Origin of the sequence: Paracoccus sp. SJTW-4, assembly GCF_047716885.1 — a bacterium.
GTDB lineage: Bacteria > Pseudomonadota > Alphaproteobacteria > Rhodobacterales > Rhodobacteraceae > Paracoccus > Paracoccus solventivorans.
The window spans coordinates 1,727,245-1,744,255 of the sequence record NZ_CP136681.1; the positions used below are offsets into that span (position 1 = coordinate 1,727,245).

Sequence of the window (17,011 nt, forward strand, 5' to 3'; positions counted from 1 at the left end):
GCCGCTTCCCCGACCCCCGCTGCGCAAGGATCAGCCGCCGCCGGCCGGTCCGCCCGGGGAACGGGTTGCCAGTTTCCCGGGCGCGCGGCTAGACTCCACCCAACGAAAACGACAAGCAAACGAGGCAGTGACATGAGATCTTCCATCGGCAGGCTTGCCCTGTCCGCCGCCGCAGTCACCATCCTGGGTTCTTGCGGGGTGGGGATCGGCATGGGGCCGGGCATCGGTTCGGTCGGGGCCGGGGGCTCATCCGTCACCCCCGCTGCCATCCCCGCCGCCGATCCGGCGACCGAGGCCAGCTTCCAGCGCTGGGTGCAGGATTTCCGCCCGCGCGCCATCTCCTCGGGGGTCTCGGCCGCGACTTACGACCGCTCGATGCGGATCGCCCGCTACAACCCCGAGGTGATCCGCCTCGACCGCCGCCAGTCCGAGTTCTCGCGCCCGATCTGGCTCTATCTCGACAGCGCAGTGTCGCCGGAACGCATCGCCACCGGCCGGCAGATGGCCGCGCGTCACGGCTCCACCCTGGCCGCGATCGAGGCGCGCTACGGGGTGCCGCGCGAAATCGTGCTGGCGGTCTGGGGGATGGAATCGAACTTCGGCGCCAACCGCGGGCGGATGCAGATCATCCCGGCGCTGGCGACGCTGGCCTATGACGGGCGGCGGTCCGAGATGTTCCAGAACCAGCTGATCGCGGCGATGAAGATCATCCAGGCCGGCGACACCGACCCGCAGCACATGCTGGGCTCCTGGGCGGGCGCGATGGGGCACACGCAGTTCATGCCGACCTCGTATCTGTCCTATGCGGTGGATTTCACCGGCGACGGGCGGCGCGACATCTGGTCCGACGACCCGACCGATTCGCTGGCCTCGACTGCCGCCTATCTGGCCCGCAACGGCTGGGTGCGCGGCCAGCGCTGGGGGACCGAGGTGGTGCTGCCCGCGGGCTTCACCGCCGTCGGCAAGGGCACGCGGACCAGCACCCGGCAGCTGGCGGCGATGGGCGTGCGCCCGATCAACGGCGGCTCGCTGCCCGAGGGCACCGGCTCGATCATCCGCCCGGCCGGGGCGAACGGGCCGTCGTTCCTGATCCTCGACAACTTCCGCGCGATCCTGCGCTACAACAACGCCGACAGCTATGCGCTGGGGGTCAGCTACCTGGCCGAGGCCATCGCCGGCCGCCCCGGCGTCAAGGCCAGCTGGCCGCGTTCCGACCGGCCGCTGACCCAGGCCGAGCGGGTCGAGATCCAGCGCCTGCTGACCGCCCGCGGCTTCTACCGCGACGAGATCGACGGCAAGATCGGCACCGGCACGATGGAGGCGATCTCGGCCTTCCAACGCTCGATCGGCGCCCCGCCCGACGGCTACGCGACCTCGATCCTGCTGGGACAGCTGCGGGGCCGCTGAGCCCCGGCAGCACGGCGGCGAAACCCCGGGCGGCAGGCGGGCCCGGGGTTTTTTCGTTTGTTGGGGCGGTGGGGGAGGTGTTGGGCACGGTGCTACGGTGGCGGAGGGAGTTGGCCCAGCCTCCTGATCACAGTTCGAGGAGACCTCAAAGGGGCGAGACCTCCGGGCGCGGAGCAGCCAGCGCGAGCGGAGGGGATCGCGGTGACGCCGAAATGGGGTGCTCCTTGATACCCGCATCACGCGATGGGCTACTGATCCGAAGCAACGCAAGCGGCGGCCCGCCGACCGAGCACAGGGGGGAGAGCACAGAGCACAGAGCACAGAGCACAGAGCACAGAGCACAGAGCACAGAGTGTTCGAGACTCTGCATCCATAGCGGACAAGACCGGACCGGCTCCAAAGGCCTTGAACTACGATCCGAGTTGCAGAATGCCCACGGCACAGCGGCAATCCGGCTGCTAAATAGGGACCTGACGCTTGCGGAAATTGCGGCGGATGGGGCCGGAGTGTTCACCCTGCAGCCGCCATCATCTGCCTTTATGCACGGGCTTCCCCTGAGGCCCCCTAGGCAGGCGCGCGCACTGCGTCCGAGCTGATGCCGGGCGCCGCCAAGAGGTAACCGTCCGGTCCTGACCGTCCTCTGTTCCAGCGCCAGGGCAGCAGGTTATCGACCTTGGTGATCTTGTAGTCGGGGATACGGGCGAGGGTATCGGCGAGCCAGGCGTTGGGATCGACGGCGTTGAGCTTGGCGGTTTCGATCAGGGTGTAGGCGATGGCGGCGGCCTTGCCGCCTGCCTCGGAGCCGACGAAGAGGTAGTTCTTCCGCGGAGCGGGACCGCCCAGGGGCGCTCATCGCGCGCATAGGTCCAGAGCCGGGCGGTCCGGGTCTTGCCGGTGCCGGGCGCCAGCATGCTGACGGGCGTGTCATCCGCAAAGATGGCCTCGGCCGACAGCACATGGCGGCCGATGGCATCGGCCAGGGGCTCCAGAAGGGCGGTGGTCTTGCCGACCCAGTCGGCCAGGGTGGATCGGTCGAGATCGAGCCCTTCGCGGTCGAAGATCCGGCTCTGACGATAGAGGGGGGAGATGATCAGCGTATTTGCTGACCAGCACATGGGCCAGGAGGCCCGGCCCGGGGCGACCGCGCTTGATGGGTCGCGAGGGCAGCGGGGCCTGAAGGAACCGTTCGCAGCAGGCGCATGTGAAGCGCGGCCGGACGATGCGGTTCACGATGAAGCGGCCGGGAACATATTCCAGTTCCTCGGTGACGTCCTCGCCGATCCGGCGCAGGCGCCCGCCGCACTCGGCACAGGCATCGGCACCGGGGGTCAGTTCCACCTCCATCCGGGGAATGTGGTCCGGGATCGGGCGGCGCTTGGGTTTGTCCTTCTCCTCGATGTCCGGGAGCTTCATCCGCGCCGTCATCGCGGCTGCCGCGATCTCGCTGGCCTCGAGGGCCAGTTGTAACTGCTCGGCCGTCTCGGATGACACACCAAACCGATATGCGCGGTGCCCGGCCAACTGATGCCGGAGCTTCTCGATCAGGACCGCCTGGGCCTTCACCTCGGCCAGAAGCCGCGCAGTGAAGCGGCGCAACTCCTCGGGGTCCTCTGGCAGGGTCAGGGTCTGGGTGAGCCGGCGAACAATTTATTCCACTGTATTTCTTGTGGGAATCGATGATTGCGGGAACTGGCGGACTATCCCGCCGCCAGAGGCCGCCACGTCCGTTCCGGCGCCCGCCAGTCGATCCCTTCGAGCAGCATCGACAACTGCGCTGGCGACCACGCCACCTTCCCCTCCCTCACCGAGGGCCAGACGAACCGACCTCGCTCCAGGCGCTTCATGAACATGCAGGCCTTGACCATCCCACCAGATCACCTTCACCAGATCGCCACGGCGCCCCCGGAACACGAACAGATGTCCGGCGAACGGGTCCTGCTTCAGCACGCCCTCGGCCTGTGCCGCGAGCGCCGCAAAGCCCTTGCGCATGTCGGTGACACCCGCCGCCAGCCAGACCCGCGTGTTGGCCGGGACCGGGATCAAGCCCACAGTCCTCGGATCAGCCGCGCCAGCGCCTCAGGATCGTAGCTGCCCCTGGCCCGGCCGACCGCTGCTGATCCTGGTCAACGCGAACGGCGGTCCTTTGACCGGCCGCCACGCGAACGAAATGCTGTGCTACTGGCGCGACAAGGCCGGGCTGACGGAGGAAGCCCTGGGCTATTCGCTGCACCTGTAAGACTGCCGCGGGACGGCGGCCACCCGCCTGCTGAACGCCGGCCTGGAGCTGAAGGAGATCGCTCACATGGGCTGGTCGGTGCGGTACGCGGCTGCCGTGATCGAACATTACGCCCGCGTATCACCGGCGGAAACCGACGCAATTCTGGTCAAGCTCGCGCTCGCGCTCGCGAAAGGGGCTACAAGGTGAACATAACTGTAAACGCAACTGTAAACGCAAGAGACGGAGGAAATAGTGGAATGACGCAAGTCATTGAAAGAATTTGGAGGCGGGTACCGGAATCGAACCGGTCTTCACGGATTTGCAATCCGCTGCGTAACCTCTCCGCCAACCCGCCGCCGTGCAGCGTTTGCTATGGTTTTCGGTCGCGAGGGTCAAGGGGGTTATCACTCCGGTTATCAGTTTCTTGTTCTGGTCTCGTTCCGTTCTAGGAGCGGGACCGCTTTTCCGCTGCCTGCCTGGCGCGCATTTCCTGCCGGGCTTCACCGGCATACTTTTGAACCATCGCCTTGGTGCTGTGGCCGCTGTAGGACATGATCTCGTCATCGTCGCAGCCCGCCCATGCCAGTTCCTTGACGCCGCGATACCGCAGCGCGTGCAGGTCGTAGGCTTCCAGCCCCAGCCGCTTCCGCTCGGCCAGCATGATCTCGGCCAGTCGCCGGTAGCCCATCCGCTGCCCGGCCTTGAGCGTCAGGATCGGACGGTTCGGCATCGGGGCGAACGACAACGCCGCCTTGGCCGCATCCAGTGCCGCCTTGAGCTGCGGGGTGCACGGCAGGACCAGCTCGACGCCGGTTTTGTTCTGGCGCAGGCGCAGGGTGCCAGACCCTTCCGAGTTGTAGTCGCCCCAGGTGAAATCCACCCAGTCGCCCGGTCGCTGGACGCTTCCCACGCCGATCTCGAGGATCAGCTGCTCCAGCTCACCGGCCTCCGCGCGCCACTTCTCGACCGCAGCATCCGGCCACGGCAGATGCGGCTGCTGGCGCTCCTTCGGGACGGTCAGCCGCTCGATCCCCTTGGCGGGATTGTCGGTCCGCCAGCGCCGGCGGATCAGCTCCTTGGAGATCATGCTGATTGCCACCGGGATATAGTTGGCAAACCGGACGCGGTGGTTGTTCGCGTCCATGGCATCGTAAATGTCAGCTTGCGTGAGGCGCGAGACGTCCCGCTTGCCGATCTTCTCGATCAGGTAGGCCAGGACGGGCTCAAGGTCCTGCCGATATCGAACCGACTTCGCAGCCCACCTGTCCGAGGCGCGGAGGATCTCGATCCCCGCCGCCCAGGATTGCTTCGCCGCCATTTTCTTCCCGGTCCTGACCTCCCAATACTGGCGATCGAACTCGGCCGTGCCCTCGGGCGCGGTGAAGCGATGCAGATATTTGCCACCCTTCCGAAAGTAGACGAAGCCGGGCTTCGGTTCGCACACGTAGGGCTTACGGCCTTCTTTTCTCACCAGCCGATCCTCCCATCCGCCGCATCGCCGCTGGCGATCTTTTCCAGCGCCGCGGTATTCCACCGCCTCAGGCCGGGGGCTAGCTCGTACGCTTGCGGCAGATGCCCGGCCTCCACCAGCGAGCGGAACTCCCCCGGCTTCAGGTCCAGAAGCCGGGCTGCAGTTCTTTCATCGGACCAGATCGGGCGCGTCATGGATCAGCCCCCTTCCCCGATGCGTTTGAACGGGGTGACGCGATACGCCCGATTGGTGCTATGATTTGCCATGTCTGATTCTCCTTAATGGGGCTTCAGGTGGAGGCCAGCGGGGGGATTGTTTGGCGACGTTGCCCCGCTGGCCGGATTGTCAGATCAGCCGCCGACAACTTTAGCGGCCTGCTCGATCTCGTGGACGATGCGGCCGCGCAGATAGTGGAAGTTCCAGACCTCGACGGACAGCACATCTCGCGCATGCGGCCCATCCCAGGGCACATGCTGCTCTTTCGGGTCGAACTCCTCGACGTAGATCAACGACCCCATCGACGGTTTGACAATATAGACCTGATCCGCTTCGGGGTGGGTTTCCAGAAACTGGCGAATGGCGCAGGCTTTATGCCCGGCGCTCTCGGCCTTCATGCCCGCGTCGAGGAAACGTTCATACAAGCGCAGGGCGATGATATCGTTCACGTCAAAAACGCGGGCTTTCCCCGGCGTCGTTTTCGGCGCGCAGGGATAGAAGCCCGCATGGACCGCCTCGTTGAAGCGATCCGGGTTGACAAAGGCAATCTCACACGCCAGCGCGGTGGTCGCCTTGTAAGTGGTGGTTTTGGGAAAGTCGTTCATGGCGTCCTCTTGGCGTTTCCCAGAGGGTGTCGCAGCCTCTTGCCTTTGTCAAGAGGGCTATCGCTGCCACACCGGCCTTCCTACCTGCTCTTTCGCACTAGATCGGCAAGCCGCCCATCGGCCACCTCCAGAGAGGAAAGCGCGACCTCGACAATCTCGGATATTGCCTCCCCTAGATCGCTCCCCACCGCAGCGCTGTCAGCAATAAACCGCATCGCTTTCAGCAGGTTAGTGACGTGGTGCAGGTCGTCGCGGGCATCGATGATGGCAAGGTCGCTCATGCCTGCCCCTCCTGTTGAAACTGGTTGTCAAGGGCTTCTTCCACGCTCAAGGCGTGATCCACCGCGAGGGCGCAAAGACGCGCGATGATAATGCGGTCGCCAGCATCTGCCGCAACCATCGCTTCGACAGCCTGCACCAGCGTTGTGAGCTGATGGGCGGTTTCCCGTACGGCCGCTGTCATGCCGACACCTCGATCAGCTTGCCGACCTGGCGCAGGGCGCTGCGCATGTAGCTGCGGGCTTCGCGCTCGGGCTGGCTGTAGCCGCGGGGCCGCTCGGTGGCGTCCAGGGCGAGGGTCAGGCAATCTTGGATTTCGGCCAGTCTGGCGAGAGGCAAGCCGGGATCGCTCCCGGAAATCGGGTTGAGGCGCATTGTCAGGCTCCCTTGGCTGGGTTAGTGTTCCTAAACAGAACATAAGGATTGTTCTATTTTGGATCAAGAGAAATCTTTGTTCGCGGCGCAACTTCGGGCAGCGCGTGGGCTGTGTGGCTTATCTCAAGCGGCGTTGGCCGAGGCTTCCGGGGTTTCGGCGATGACGGTCAAACGGGCGGAAGGGTCAGGGCGTCCGTATCCCAGCGAAGCAGCCATCGCAGCCATCCGCGCCGCCCTTGAGGCAGCTGGGGTTGAGTTCATCGACGCCAATGGCGGTGGGGTCGGGGTGCGGTTAAAAAGAGCATAGCTTCATGGTGACTCTAGTCGAAAAGATGCTGCCCGCGCAGTTTCTAATCAAACATGCGATTTACATGCAGTCGTGCGCGCACCTCGAGCTAGCAATATGGGGCATAGTTACCCACCTGCGTCCTGATTTAAGATTTCAGGAAGGCACATTAGAAAAATCATTGGAAACAAGAGCCAGAACCGGAGATCTTCTCAAGGAGCTGAAAGCATCGATCCCGCTGGCGCCATACTATCTCATCCCCGCCCTGCACAACCTTTCGGCCCGCGTAAGATCCGGGGTTCAAAACCGCAACTTAGCTGCACACGGAGCATTTTTCCACGCCGACATCCACGGAAAAATATCTGTTGAGCATTATTGGCGAGATCATGCCAGCAGGGCATGGATGCATGTCGCGGAACCGCTCAGTATGCGAGACGTTCAGGCCGCTATCGACGATGTAGACGCACTGTTGAATGAGGCAATCCGTATCCGAGGCATTTTGGCGCCACGGCAGGACCTAACTTTTCGGCTTCGGTTCTCGAGTTCCATTTCAGCGCTGGCGCTAAGAGACTGCTCTGTGATCCGGGCCCCCGACAAAAGCGCTCAGGGATCGCAAGTGTCGTCCAAAAAAAGCGGGCCGGAACCCGCGCGATCCCGGCCCTGATCAACCCCGGTTGCGCCGTGCTGATCTGCGCCGCGTTCCCGGAGTTCATGGGAACCGCGCCTTGACGGGGTTGATCGGCCATGACGCCGGGGCACTCACCGTCTGATCCCAGATGCTTCGCGGCGGAACTCCGCAGGGCGCATCCGGGCCCTATCCCCTATGCTGCGCCGTCATTTTCGGCCCAGTTGACGTTCATCAGGGCGAGGTTCAGTTCCTCGGCCGACAGCCCGGCGGCCTTGGCCTCGGCCAGCGCCTTGACGATGGCGGACAGGGCGCGGGCGCGGCCGCCGACATCGAACGCCTGCACCGGGCGCATCAGGTCGATGAAGATCCTCGCGCCCAGCTTGGCGCTGGCTTCCTCGGCCAGCAGCACGGCCAGCGGCTGCAAGGTCCATTGCGCCAGGTGCCGCTGCGCCTCTCGCACCGCGGGGCCGGTCACGGCGCGGTTCATCAGGCCGGGCAGGACGCCGAAGCCCATCAGGATCGCATCGCGGGCAGCCACCAGGCTTTCCGCCGTCATCGAGCGCGACAGGTCCGGCGACAGCTGGTCGGGGGCCTGGCCGATATTCGGGTTCATCCCGGCCGCCGTCGCCTGCGCCACGCCCTCGATCACCAGCGCGGTGCCGCGCCGGCCCTTGAACGCCGCGCGCAGCTCGGCCATGTCGTCGGCCGATCCTTCTGGCACCGGCACGATCTGGCTGCCAAGAGGCGCGTCCCGGTAAACGTCGCGCAGGGCGGTTTCCACCTCGGCCAGCAGCGAGGCCGACAGCGGGACGCGCGACAGGGGCGAACGCCCGGCCCAGGGCGCGGCCAAGTCGCTGGCGGTGCGGATATGGATCACCTCGCCCGCCAGCGCGGTTTCGGCGCGGCCGCCGCCGATCTCGCTGATCTGGCCGCGATAGGCGCGCGGGATGCCGTAGCAGGTGGACATATCCCAGTCGCTGAACGGCACCAACCGGTCGCGGATCAGGAAGACCGCCTCGCCCCGCAACGCCAGCATCCGGCCGATCAGGGCCATGGTCTGGCGGTCCAGCAGGTCGGTGCCCTGCACATCGGCCAGCGCAAACGCCCCTTCCCATAGGCTGACGCAGCCCTGAACCGTGGCAGTCAGCTCGGCCACCGTGGCATGGCCGGATATCCAGCCCTCGCGCGCCGCCATCAGGGCGGCCGTGTAGCCTGCACCGGAAGCGCGGGTTTCGACGGGCGCGGTTTTGCGCCGGTTGAGCCAGCCGAACATCAGAGCCTCCATCGGTTCAGGTGATGCGCCACGACACGCGCCGCGACCTCGCCCACAGGCTGCCAGTTGCGCGCCTCGATCTGGGCTTCGGGATAGGCGGGCCGAGTGACGGCCGAGACCTCAAACAGCTCGGCCGAGGCGATGGTGCGCAGGATGCCGTCGCCGCGCCGCTCGATGCGCTCGCCGCCGGGGCGAACGCGGAAACCGGGCGACAGGCCCCGGATCAGCCCCGATTCATGGGCGGCAAGGAAATCTCGCGCCCAGCTGGTGCCCCCGTCGATCCGGGCCTCGATCACCAGCGCGTCGTCGCCATCGGCCAGCGTCAAGTTGCCAGCATTTCTGCTGGCAAGTGGCCGGTTGAAGTCGTGACCGGCCAGCAGGTGAATATCTTCTCCCGCCTCGATCCTGTCGCGGAAGGCGCGGGGGGCGATCACCTCGTGCCGCCCGGCCGCGATTTCAGTTTCCCGCCCATAGGGGAAACGGGCCGTCAGGCGGGTTGCCCCGCCGTCAGACCGCAGCTCGAGGCTGCCCGCGTGACCGCCCCACAGCATCAGGGTTCCCCGATGCCGGTCAGGATGCGGGTCTGCATCCCGCGCGGCACGGTAAAGTCCGCGGTCACCAGCCCGGTCAGCACCAGCTGGCCCGATGCTGCCTTGGTGTAGGGATCGCGGATCAGGTCCACCCCGCCGTAGAGACCGAGATAGCCGGGCGCGATGCCCTGCACCGTGGCGGTCATGATCGCGGTTTCCGCCGGGATCACGTTGCTGATCGCCGGGGTGCCGACATGCCTGGTCAGGCGGTCCCATTCGGAAACGGCGGTGCCAGCGATCAGGGCTTCATCCAGCTCGGCCCAGATCGCGGGATCGAAGCCCAGATTGACTTGGGCGGCACTGGTGATCGCATTGGCCTGCATGAAGGCCACGATCTGCGCCCGGAACGCCGCCCAGGTCGCAGCAGCACCAACCGGCGTCGAGTCGATGCCGTATTCGGTCGCGCCGGGGATGATGCCCAGAGGCTCGCCAGCCGCGCCGCTGCCGTTGATCACCACACGGTCGAGTTCCGCGCCGATCACCGCGTTCAGGTCGCGCCGGATCGCTGATTCCAGCCCCTCGCCCGCCTGCTTCAGCGCCCTGCGGCTGATCACCATCTGCGCGCCCCCGGTATGATCGGGGTTCAGGCTGCGTTCGGCCGTGCGGTATTCCGAGGCCGCAGCAACATTGCCCAGCTCCGTGGTCTGCCAGCCGAACACCGCGCCCGCGGTTGCCACCGGAAAGGCCAGTTCACCCTGGGTGATGTTGATGCGCTGAACGCCCAGGCGCTCGGCGACCGATCCGGGGAAAATGCGGTCGATCACCGGCCGGATCGCCTTGGGGTTCACCTGGTCCTCGGCCACGGTTTCGCCGGCACGGGTTTCCAGCACCGCAAAGGGGATCGGAATGCCCTGATACCCCCCGGCGTTGCGCAGTTCGGCCACCACCTCGGCGGTCGCACCCGACAGTGCCCGGCCCTCGTCCAGCGACAGCGCCACCTGCCGCAGTTCGAACCGCCCGATCAGCTCGGCAAACTGCCGGTCATCGCGGGTTTCCAGGTCGGCCCCAGCCTCGCGGCGCTCCTGGTCCTCGGCCACCAGCGCGGCCCGATAGCGGGTTTCGTTGGTGCGGTATTCTGCATCCAGCGTTTCCATGGACCGGGTTTCGTCCTCGGTCGGGGTGGTCTTGCCGACCAGTTCGGCCAGTTGTTGGCGGATTTCGCTTTGCCGCCGTGCGATCTTCACAGAGTCCAGCATGTGATACCTCATGTTGCCGGGGTGGATGTCGTCGCCAGATCGGCGACAGCTTGCGCCCAAGCCTTGCGCTCGGGCGTTTGGATCGGGGCGGGGTGCCCGCATTCGATCCGGGTCTTGCGGGTGTGACAGGCGCCGCAAAGAGCCTGCAGGTTCGCAGGATCAAAGGCGCGATCCGGGGCCGTCCGAACCGGCCTGATGTGGTCGATTTCCAGCCGGCCGCGCGCCCCGCAGCTGCGGCATTTCCAGCCGTCACGCTCGAGGATCGCGTGGCGCAGAACCTGCCAGCGGCGGGTCGAGGTGACGCGCTTGGAATGGCGGGCATATTGCTGGCGCGGGGCGGGGGTCACAGCCATGTCGCCCTCGCCTTGCGAACGGGGGCGGCTCGCATCCGTGCTCCCTGCGCCACCGCCAGCACCGCCGCCGCTGCCGCGTCGATCCGGCCGAGGGCGCGGCCCTTCGCCAGCTTGGCGTTGCCGGCCGGGTCGATCAGGGTCACGGCATCCGCGAAGGCAAAGCGCAGCAGCAGCGAGGGCGCCACCTTCACCTCGCCGTCGAACAGCGCGCGCCGGAACCGCTCGATATCCTCGGCCCCGTCCTTCCAGCCAAAGCCGCGCCAGATGAACGGGACACGGGCGAGGCCTGCGCCGTTCATCGCCTCGGCAAACTCGGCGTGTCGGAAGCGGTCCCCGACGATGCAGGCGGGCTGGATGCCGTCCAGGTGGCGCACGATCTCGGCCAACCACGGGCCGGGCGGCACCGTGTTCTCGCCCATCACGGATAGTTCGCCGCGCTCGTGCATTTCGACATAGCGTCCGGCCACGGCATCGGCCGCGCCGCGATCCGCCAGCGATGGAAAGGCCGGAAAGGTGCCGAGGGCTTCCAGCCGTCCGGTTTCCGGCCAGTAGAACGCCGCCGCCGACATGGACCGCGAACCGCCCAGATCCACACCGAGAATGCAGGCACCTTCGCGGGGCGGCAGTTCATCGGGTGCGACCTCGGCCGAAAGCCATTCGTCCACCGTGACCAGCACCGAACGGTTCTCGATCGACACGCGCTCGTTGCGGTTCAGATTGCGGAAACTGGACAGGGCCGCGCCGCCGCGCGCGATGGCGGTCTTTGCCGCCGACAGCAGCCAGTCCGGGGTCGAGCCGATACCCTCGGCCGCGCCGGGGTTCGCCAGCAGCAGGCTTTCCAGATCATCGGCCGGCAGACCGAACGGCGGGCGATGTTCCTGGACGTAAGCGCCGGGCGGCGGCTCATCCAGCCAGCGGGAAAAGGTGTTGGTGTCGTCGGGTGCCGAGGTCGAGATGATCAGCGCCCGGCCATCACGCTTGCCCAGCCCCGAGAGAATGGCGTTCTCGAGGTTGTCGCCCTTCTCGCGCTCCCAGGCGGCACGCTCGTCCATGATCGCCAGCGTCGGGGCACCGCCGAGAATGGACTTGCCGTCAGCGGCGATGCAGCGCGCCAGCCCGCCGCTGTTGCCGCCGAACTCGATTTCCAGCTTGGAGCCGCGCCGGATGGTGAATTGCGCCTGGTCCGATTCCGGCAGGCCGCCGATGTAACCCAGCACGAAGTTGAACGCGATGCGCGCCTGGTCCCGGTTGCGGGCCGCGAAGATGATCTCACGGTTCGGCTGAGGGTGCTCTTGCAGCGCCCCCACCAGTTCGGCCAGCGCCAGACCCGCCGAAAGCGCCGTCTTGGCGTTGCCGCGCCCGATGGACAGGACGCCGACCGTTATCCCTTTGGAAAAGGCCCCCTTCACAAAATTTCTCTGGAAATTCGCGAGTTTCAGCGGTTTCCCGGCTTTTTTGCCCTCGGGAACGCGCAGCAGCCCCAGAAACTGGATCGCGCGCATCCCCGGCGATTTTCCCCGGATTTTTTCCAGAAGTGAGAGAGGAACAGGTTGACGCCGGTCCGCAGGCGTTTGCCCTTTGCCGGCATTGGGACCATTCCCGAACAGGTCCAGGTCTGCGCCTTGCACTCTCGCGTTCATGTCTCCGTCCACTCTCTCAACTTCACCCGTTGCCTCTCTCTTCCTGGCCTGCCCATCGGTTCAGACCCGTTGTGACGGTCAGAAAGCGGGTTACTGCGGCAGAGGATGAAACCCCGCCTCCCGCCCTGACCGCCGCGATCTTGACCTGCCCATTCGGACGAGCCCGCCGCTTAGGTCAGCCCTGCCTTTCCCCCGGCGCAGGCCGCTCTCCCATGTTCGCCGCCGTGGGGGTGGCAGCGGGGCCTTAGGGCGTGGAGAGACCCCTTGCGGGGAATAGCTGCCCTTGTGCTGTGGCCCGTATCCCGGTAGCACTTGAGACAGACGCGCCGGCTAACCCGTGAAAGCCCGCGTCTGCCCGAGGCCCGCGTTGCACCGCGGGCCTTATCCGTTCACTCCTCCTCGATCACATCGACGTTGTCGGGCAGCTCCTGGGGCAGCTCGGCCACCAAGCGCTGCATCACCGCGAACTGCTTGGGGCTGGGCATCCAGCCCGGGCGCTTGCGGTCGCGCTGGATGGACAAGGCAAAGCCTCGCGACCAGCCTTCCGCCTGCGCGATCACCCGCCGCCAGCTGAACAGCAGCCGGTCCACCTCGGGATCGCCCGTGTAAGCCTGCGCCGCGCTCATGCCCGCACCCCGCGATAGCGTCCGGCGATCCGGGCGAAGTGCGGCGAGACAGCCAACAGCTTGCCAGCCGCCGCGCCGCGGGCGTCGTAATAGGTCGCCACCTGGTCGAGCAGGGCGTGCATGATGTCTTGCGGAATGGCCGCGCCATCATTGCCAAACCCGGCAATGTATTCGATCAGGACACCGCCCGGCGGGCGGGGGCCGGTCAGCCGCAAAACAGGCCGCAGGCCGGTGCTGACGGCAAAGGCGTCGATCTCGTTCCCGCCGACAATCAGGGTAATCGAATCGCCATCGATCACGGGGCCGATCGGCAATGCCAGCTCGGCGCGCTGCGGCCATTCGGGCAGCGTCACGCGCACGGCTTGATTGAGCAGGGCGATTTCGGCGCGATCCTCGAATTCAAGCACGGCGGTGATGCACATGCGCCCGATGTCGGAATCGTCGTCGTCGTGATCGAGGCGGGCGCGCAGCTTTACATCCGCGATGCTCACCGCGCCGCTGGCAGCTCGTTCGAGGCGCTGAACGATCATGCCGCCACCTCCTGCCTCACATGCGCAAGGAAGCGGGCCTGATCTTCCGGGGCGAGGGTATTGAACGTCGCGAGGCAGTAGGCCTTGCGCTCCGTGCGCGAGGCGATTTCGGCCCAGCGGCGCGCCCAAAGCCATTCGTCACCACGAATAGCGAAGTCGGGAACACCGGCACGCAATTCATGATAGGTCGCCTCGACCAACGGCAGGCGGTTCTCCGGTGCGCATTCGAGCACAGCCCGGATCAGCCGCCCGGCGTCCGCGAGGAAACGGGCCTCGTTGGCGTCAGCATCGGTCGCAGCCGTCAGCGCGCCGAAGATTTCATTTTTCAGGTTCAGATTGCCGCTAGACGCGCATTTATCAGGTTCACGGTTCGAGCCCGGTTTGCCCTGATAACCATTTTCGGCTAGGCGATTGTTTCGGCTGGGTTCCTGCGGGTCTTTGCAATCCGCTGCGTAACCTCTCCGCCAACCCGCCGCCTCAAGGTGCGAGGAGAGATAGGCGAAACCGCCGCGCCCTGCAAGACGTTCCGCACCCCTCCGCGCACGCCCGCCCGCGCGCACCCGTTTTGCGCGCGCGAGAGAGAGTCGGAGGCGGAGAGGCGGCGATCCGTTTCCACAACCTGTCGGCCACCGCGCCCCGCCCCATCGGCCGAAACCAAATATCCCGGGGAGGCCCCTGCAAGGGGCCGGGGGCAGCGCCCCCTATTTCACCCGCGCGTTGCGGTTGCCGATCAGCTTCAGGCGCAGGGCGTTCAGGCGGATGAACCCGGCGGCGTCCTTCTGGTCATAGGCGCCGGCGTCGTCCTCGAAGGTCACATGCGCCTCGGAATACAGGCTCATCTCGGACCAGCGCCCGACGCAATGGACCGAGCCCTTGTACAGCTTCAGCCGCACCGTACCCGACACGTATTCCTGCGACTTGTCGATCAGTGCCTGCAGCATCTCGCGTTCCGGGCTGAACCAGAAGCCGTTGTAGATCAGCTCGGCATAGCGCGGCATCAGGCTGTCCTTGAGATGCCCCGAGCCGCTGTCCAGCGTGATCTGCTCGATGCCGCGATGCGCCTCCAGCAGGATGGTGCCGCCGGGGGTCTCGTAGATGCCGCGCGATTTCATGCCGACAAAGCGGTTTTCCACGAAATCCAGCCGGCCGATGCCGTGCTTGCGACCGTAGTCGTTCAGCGCGGTCAGGATCGTGGCGGGCGACATCGGCTGGCCGTTGATCGCGACGGCATCGCCGCGCTCAAAGCTGACCTCGATGTATTCGGGGGTGTCCGGCGCATCCTCGGGGTTCACGGTGCGCTGATAGACATAATCGGGCGCCTCTTCGGCGGGGTTTTCCAGCGCCTTGCCTTCGGATGAGGTGTGCAGCAGGTTCGCGTCGACGCTGAAGGGCGCCTCGCCGCGCTTGTCCTTGGCGATCGGAATCTGGTTCTGCTCGGCGAACTCGATCAGCCGGGTGCGCGAGGTTAGGTCCCACTCGCGCCAGGGCGCGATCACCTTGATCGAGGGGTCCAGCGCATAGGCCGACAGCTCGAACCGCACCTGGTCGTTGCCCTTGCCGGTCGCGCCATGGGCGACCGCATCGGCGCCGTGGCTCTGCGCCAGCTCCACCAGCCGCTTGGAGATCAGCGGCCGCGCGATCGAGGTGCCCAGCAGATACTGCCCCTCATACAGCGCATTGGCGCGGAACATCGGGAACACATAGTCGCGGACGAACTCTTCGCGCAGGTCCTCGATGTGGATGTTCTCGGGGCGGATGCCCAGCATCTCGGCCTTGGCGCGCGCAGGCTCCAGCTCTTCGCCCTGGCCCAGGTCGGCGGTAAAGGTGATCACCTCGCAGCCGTATTCGGTCTGCAGCCATTTCAGGATGATCGAGGTATCCAGCCCACCCGAATAGGCGAGAACCACTTTTTTCGGCGCGTCAGTCATCAGCGGGCCCTTTCAACCAGATTTTCCCCGCGGATTATGGGGTTTTGCCGGGTCCGGCAAGGGGAGGCCGTAGATGTCGCGGCGCTGGCAATCCGGCGCGGGGGCGCCTATTGCTCGGCCATGAGCGAACCGAACACCCCTGTCCAACAGGCCAGTGCGGCGCTGCGCGCGCTGTTCGAGCCGACGCCGCTGCAACGCAACGACTTTCTGTCGGCCCGCTACGGGGCCGAGATCCTGCTCAAGCGCGAAGATCTGACCCCGGTGCGCAGCTACAAGCTGCGCGGCGCCTTCAACGCCATGCGCCGGGCCGGGGCGGCGCCGGGGGCGCATTTCGTCTGCGCCAGCGCCGGCAACCATGCGCAGGGCGTGGCCTTTGCCTGCCGCCATTTCGGGGCCGAGGGCACCATCTTCATGCCGGTGACCACGCCGAAGCAGAAGATCGACAAGACCCGGGTGTTCGGCGGCGGCGCGATCGAGATCGTGCTGACGGGGGATTACTTCGACCAGACCCTCAAGGCCGCGCAGGATTTCACCGTCCAGCAGGGCGCGATCTTCCTGTCGCCGTTCGACGATGCTCATGTGATCGAGGGCCAGGCGACGGTGGCGGCCGAGATCCTGGAACAGATCGAGGGCAGCCCGGACATCGTGATCCTGCCGGTGGGCGGGGGCGGGCTGGCGGCGGGCGTCACCGCGCTGATCCGCGCCGCCTTCCCCGAGGCGCGGCATGTGTTCGTCGAGCCTGGGGGCGGCGCCAGCCTGCGCGCCGCGCTCGAGGCTGGGCATCCGGTCAAGCTGCCGGCGGTGGACAATTTCGTGGACGGCGCCGCGGTGGCGCGAATCGGAGATCTTCCTTTCGAACAATTGTCGCGGTTTTCCCCGGCCGACGTGATCGTCGCGCCCGAGGATCGGGTCTGCGCGACGATGATCGAGTTGCTGAACGTCGAGGGCATCGTGCTGGAGCCCGCCGGCGCGCTGGCGGTGGACGCGCTGCGCGACCTGGCCGCCGAGGGCGCGCTGGAGGGCAAGCGGGTGGTCTGCATCTGCTCGGGCGGGAACTTCGACTTCGAGCGCCTGCCCGAGGTGCGCGAACGGGCGCAACGCTGGGCCGGGCTGAAGAAATACTTCATCCTGCGCCTGCCGCAGCGGCCGGGGGCGCTGCGCGAGTTCCTCAACCTGCTGGGCCCCGAGGACGACGTGGCGCGGTTCGAATATCTCAAGAAATCGGCGCGCAACTTCGGCTCGGTGCTGATCGGGATCGAGACCAGCAGCCCCGCCAACCTGTCGGCCCTGTCCGAGCGGCTGGCCGCGGCCGGGTTCGACTGGCGCGACATCACCGGCGACCCGGTGCTGTCCGAGTTCCTGATCTGAGCCCATTCACCGCGAATCATCT

Annotated in this window: 21 protein-coding genes, 1 tRNA gene and 3 pseudogenes; 5 read left to right on the plus strand and 20 right to left on the minus strand. The window is 66.2% G+C overall.

Annotation, left to right across the window (positions count from 1 at the left end; genetic code table 11):
• Nucleotides 1-132: 132 nt before the first annotated feature.
• Nucleotides 133-1,407: a lytic murein transglycosylase gene (locus RSP45_RS08505; protein ID WP_415391580.1), complete on the plus strand. Its 1,275-nt coding sequence runs from the start codon at nucleotides 133-135 to the stop codon at nucleotides 1,405-1,407.
• A gap of 564 nt (nucleotides 1,408-1,971) precedes the next feature.
• Here the strand turns inward: RSP45_RS08505 and RSP45_RS08510 are convergent.
• From RSP45_RS08510 to tnpB, 4 genes and pseudogenes are all read right to left on the minus strand, one after another.
• Nucleotides 1,972-2,232: pseudogene (locus RSP45_RS08510) on the minus strand (transposase domain-containing protein); the annotation flags it as partial.
• Nucleotides 2,166-2,522 (minus strand): IS66 family transposase, encoded by a 357-nt coding sequence (locus RSP45_RS08515; protein WP_415391581.1) that lies wholly within the window; start codon nucleotides 2,520-2,522, stop codon nucleotides 2,166-2,168. The gene RSP45_RS08515 and the pseudogene RSP45_RS08510, both read right to left, overlap by 67 nt.
• Nucleotides 2,523-2,652: 130 nt before the next feature.
• Nucleotides 2,653-2,970 (minus strand): annotated as a pseudogene (locus tag RSP45_RS08520) (IS66 family transposase); the annotation flags it as partial.
• Nucleotides 2,971-3,104: 134 nt separating this feature from the next.
• Nucleotides 3,105-3,450, minus strand: a pseudogene (gene tnpB, locus RSP45_RS08525) (IS66 family insertion sequence element accessory protein TnpB).
• A gap of 259 nt (nucleotides 3,451-3,709) precedes the next feature.
• Here tnpB and RSP45_RS08530 point away from each other — a divergent pair.
• Nucleotides 3,710-3,832, plus strand: a complete 123-nt coding sequence (locus tag RSP45_RS08530; RefSeq protein WP_415391582.1) for a hypothetical protein — start codon at nucleotides 3,710-3,712, stop codon at nucleotides 3,830-3,832.
• Between the two features lie 74 nt (nucleotides 3,833-3,906).
• Here RSP45_RS08530 and RSP45_RS08535 read toward each other — a convergent pair.
• The 7 genes from RSP45_RS08535 to RSP45_RS08565 all read right to left on the minus strand — a co-directional run bounded on the left by RSP45_RS08535 (nucleotide 3,907) and on the right by RSP45_RS08565 (nucleotide 6,571).
• Nucleotides 3,907-3,980: transfer RNA gene (locus tag RSP45_RS08535), tRNA-Cys, on the minus strand.
• Between the two features lie 90 nt (nucleotides 3,981-4,070).
• Complete coding sequence (locus RSP45_RS08540; protein ID WP_415391583.1) at nucleotides 4,071-5,096, minus strand: tyrosine-type recombinase/integrase; 1,026 nt, start codon at nucleotides 5,094-5,096, stop codon at nucleotides 4,071-4,073.
• Nucleotides 5,093-5,290 (minus strand): hypothetical protein, encoded by a 198-nt coding sequence (locus RSP45_RS08545; protein ID WP_415391584.1) that lies wholly within the window; start codon nucleotides 5,288-5,290, stop codon nucleotides 5,093-5,095. Before RSP45_RS08545 ends, RSP45_RS08540 begins: the two co-directional genes overlap by 4 nt.
• Before the next feature lie 156 nt (nucleotides 5,291-5,446).
• The gene (locus RSP45_RS08550) at nucleotides 5,447-5,917 is read right to left on the minus strand and encodes a hypothetical protein (RefSeq protein WP_415391585.1); all 471 of its coding nucleotides are present in this window, start codon (nucleotides 5,915-5,917) and stop codon (nucleotides 5,447-5,449) included.
• Nucleotides 5,918-5,997: 80 nt separating this feature from the next.
• Complete coding sequence (locus tag RSP45_RS08555) at nucleotides 5,998-6,198, minus strand: hypothetical protein (protein WP_415391586.1); 201 nt, start codon at nucleotides 6,196-6,198, stop codon at nucleotides 5,998-6,000.
• A complete protein-coding gene (locus tag RSP45_RS08560; RefSeq protein WP_415391587.1) occupies nucleotides 6,195-6,380 on the minus strand; it encodes a hypothetical protein in 186 nt (61 codons plus the stop codon). Before RSP45_RS08560 ends, RSP45_RS08555 begins: the two co-directional genes overlap by 4 nt.
• Nucleotides 6,377-6,571, minus strand: coding sequence for a hypothetical protein (locus tag RSP45_RS08565; protein ID WP_415391588.1), 195 nt, complete (start codon nucleotides 6,569-6,571; stop codon nucleotides 6,377-6,379). The genes RSP45_RS08560 and RSP45_RS08565 overlap by 4 nt, the downstream gene beginning before the upstream one ends.
• A 133-nt stretch (nucleotides 6,572-6,704) precedes the next feature.
• Between RSP45_RS08565 and RSP45_RS08570 the strand changes: the two genes are divergently transcribed.
• Together RSP45_RS08570 and RSP45_RS08575 are read left to right on the plus strand one after the other, a co-directional pair.
• On the plus strand, nucleotides 6,705-6,878 hold the full coding sequence (locus tag RSP45_RS08570) for a transcriptional regulator (RefSeq protein ID WP_415394025.1): 174 nt from the start codon (nucleotides 6,705-6,707) through the stop codon (nucleotides 6,876-6,878).
• A 4-nt stretch (nucleotides 6,879-6,882) separates the two neighbouring features.
• Entirely contained in the window at nucleotides 6,883-7,521 is a 639-nt protein-coding gene (locus RSP45_RS08575; protein WP_415391589.1) for a hypothetical protein, read from the plus strand.
• A 157-nt stretch (nucleotides 7,522-7,678) separates the two neighbouring features.
• On the opposite strand, the gene RSP45_RS08580 is transcribed toward RSP45_RS08575, so the two are convergent.
• From RSP45_RS08580 to RSP45_RS08620, 9 genes are all read right to left on the minus strand, one after another.
• The gene (locus RSP45_RS08580; RefSeq protein WP_415391590.1) at nucleotides 7,679-8,758 is read right to left on the minus strand and encodes a hypothetical protein; all 1,080 of its coding nucleotides are present in this window, start codon (nucleotides 8,756-8,758) and stop codon (nucleotides 7,679-7,681) included.
• Nucleotides 8,758-9,309 (minus strand): HK97 family phage prohead protease, encoded by a 552-nt coding sequence (locus RSP45_RS08585; protein WP_415391591.1) that lies wholly within the window; start codon nucleotides 9,307-9,309, stop codon nucleotides 8,758-8,760. The genes RSP45_RS08580 and RSP45_RS08585 overlap by 1 nt, the downstream gene beginning before the upstream one ends.
• Nucleotides 9,309-10,544 (minus strand): phage major capsid protein, encoded by a 1,236-nt coding sequence (locus tag RSP45_RS08590; RefSeq protein WP_415391592.1) that lies wholly within the window; start codon nucleotides 10,542-10,544, stop codon nucleotides 9,309-9,311. Before RSP45_RS08590 ends, RSP45_RS08585 begins: the two co-directional genes overlap by 1 nt.
• 8 nt (nucleotides 10,545-10,552) lie before the next feature.
• Nucleotides 10,553-10,897 carry an HNH endonuclease gene (locus tag RSP45_RS08595; protein ID WP_415391593.1) on the minus strand — a complete coding sequence of 115 codons (345 nt, stop codon included), beginning with the start codon at nucleotides 10,895-10,897 and terminating at the stop codon, nucleotides 10,553-10,555.
• Nucleotides 10,888-12,537, minus strand: a complete 1,650-nt coding sequence (locus RSP45_RS08600) for a terminase large subunit domain-containing protein (protein ID WP_415394026.1) — start codon at nucleotides 12,535-12,537, stop codon at nucleotides 10,888-10,890. The genes RSP45_RS08595 and RSP45_RS08600 overlap by 10 nt, the downstream gene beginning before the upstream one ends.
• A gap of 389 nt (nucleotides 12,538-12,926) precedes the next feature.
• On the minus strand, nucleotides 12,927-13,163 hold the full coding sequence (locus tag RSP45_RS08605; RefSeq protein ID WP_415391594.1) for a hypothetical protein: 237 nt from the start codon (nucleotides 13,161-13,163) through the stop codon (nucleotides 12,927-12,929).
• Nucleotides 13,160-13,693: a head-tail connector protein gene (locus RSP45_RS08610; RefSeq protein WP_415391595.1), complete on the minus strand. Its 534-nt coding sequence runs from the start codon at nucleotides 13,691-13,693 to the stop codon at nucleotides 13,160-13,162. Before RSP45_RS08610 ends, RSP45_RS08605 begins: the two co-directional genes overlap by 4 nt.
• The gene (locus RSP45_RS08615; protein ID WP_415391596.1) at nucleotides 13,690-14,253 is read right to left on the minus strand and encodes a hypothetical protein; all 564 of its coding nucleotides are present in this window, start codon (nucleotides 14,251-14,253) and stop codon (nucleotides 13,690-13,692) included. The genes RSP45_RS08610 and RSP45_RS08615 overlap by 4 nt, the downstream gene beginning before the upstream one ends.
• Before the next feature lie 141 nt (nucleotides 14,254-14,394).
• Nucleotides 14,395-15,621, minus strand: coding sequence for an argininosuccinate synthase (locus RSP45_RS08620; RefSeq protein WP_415391597.1), 1,227 nt, complete (start codon nucleotides 15,619-15,621; stop codon nucleotides 14,395-14,397).
• A 120-nt stretch (nucleotides 15,622-15,741) separates the two neighbouring features.
• On the opposite strand from RSP45_RS08620, the gene ilvA reads away from it, so the two are divergent.
• A complete protein-coding gene (gene ilvA, locus RSP45_RS08625; RefSeq protein ID WP_415391598.1) occupies nucleotides 15,742-16,989 on the plus strand; it encodes a threonine ammonia-lyase IlvA in 1,248 nt (415 codons plus the stop codon).
• Nucleotides 16,990-17,011: the final 22 nt, after the last annotated feature.

Excerpts from the sequence above, each read along its gene's own strand:
- RSP45_RS08505 (WP_415391580.1), top strand. The coding sequence starts at position 133 with ATGAGATCTTCCATCGGCAGGCTTGCCCTGTCCGCCGCCGCAGTCACC.
- RSP45_RS08515 (WP_415391581.1), bottom strand. The coding sequence starts at position 2,522 with ATGTGCTGGTCAGCAAATACGCTGATCATCTCCCCCCTCTATCGTCAG.
- RSP45_RS08530 (WP_415391582.1), top strand. The coding sequence starts at position 3,710 with ATGGGCTGGTCGGTGCGGTACGCGGCTGCCGTGATCGAACATTACGCC.
- RSP45_RS08545 (WP_415391584.1), bottom strand. The coding sequence starts at position 5,290 with ATGACGCGCCCGATCTGGTCCGATGAAAGAACTGCAGCCCGGCTTCTG.
- RSP45_RS08550 (WP_415391585.1), bottom strand. The coding sequence starts at position 5,917 with ATGAACGACTTTCCCAAAACCACCACTTACAAGGCGACCACCGCGCTG.
- RSP45_RS08555 (WP_415391586.1), bottom strand. The coding sequence starts at position 6,198 with ATGAGCGACCTTGCCATCATCGATGCCCGCGACGACCTGCACCACGTC.
- RSP45_RS08560 (WP_415391587.1), bottom strand. The coding sequence starts at position 6,380 with ATGACAGCGGCCGTACGGGAAACCGCCCATCAGCTCACAACGCTGGTG.
- RSP45_RS08565 (WP_415391588.1), bottom strand. The coding sequence starts at position 6,571 with ATGCGCCTCAACCCGATTTCCGGGAGCGATCCCGGCTTGCCTCTCGCC.
- RSP45_RS08575 (WP_415391589.1), top strand. The coding sequence starts at position 6,883 with ATGGTGACTCTAGTCGAAAAGATGCTGCCCGCGCAGTTTCTAATCAAA.
- RSP45_RS08580 (WP_415391590.1), bottom strand. The coding sequence starts at position 8,758 with ATGTTCGGCTGGCTCAACCGGCGCAAAACCGCGCCCGTCGAAACCCGC.
- RSP45_RS08585 (WP_415391591.1), bottom strand. The coding sequence starts at position 9,309 with ATGCTGTGGGGCGGTCACGCGGGCAGCCTCGAGCTGCGGTCTGACGGC.
- RSP45_RS08590 (WP_415391592.1), bottom strand. The coding sequence starts at position 10,544 with ATGCTGGACTCTGTGAAGATCGCACGGCGGCAAAGCGAAATCCGCCAA.
- RSP45_RS08595 (WP_415391593.1), bottom strand. The coding sequence starts at position 10,897 with ATGGCTGTGACCCCCGCCCCGCGCCAGCAATATGCCCGCCATTCCAAG.
- RSP45_RS08600 (WP_415394026.1), bottom strand. The coding sequence starts at position 12,537 with ATGAACGCGAGAGTGCAAGGCGCAGACCTGGACCTGTTCGGGAATGGT.
- RSP45_RS08605 (WP_415391594.1), bottom strand. The coding sequence starts at position 13,163 with ATGAGCGCGGCGCAGGCTTACACGGGCGATCCCGAGGTGGACCGGCTG.
- RSP45_RS08610 (WP_415391595.1), bottom strand. The coding sequence starts at position 13,693 with ATGATCGTTCAGCGCCTCGAACGAGCTGCCAGCGGCGCGGTGAGCATC.
- RSP45_RS08620 (WP_415391597.1), bottom strand. The coding sequence starts at position 15,621 with ATGACTGACGCGCCGAAAAAAGTGGTTCTCGCCTATTCGGGTGGGCTG.
- ilvA (WP_415391598.1), top strand. The coding sequence starts at position 15,742 with ATGAGCGAACCGAACACCCCTGTCCAACAGGCCAGTGCGGCGCTGCGC.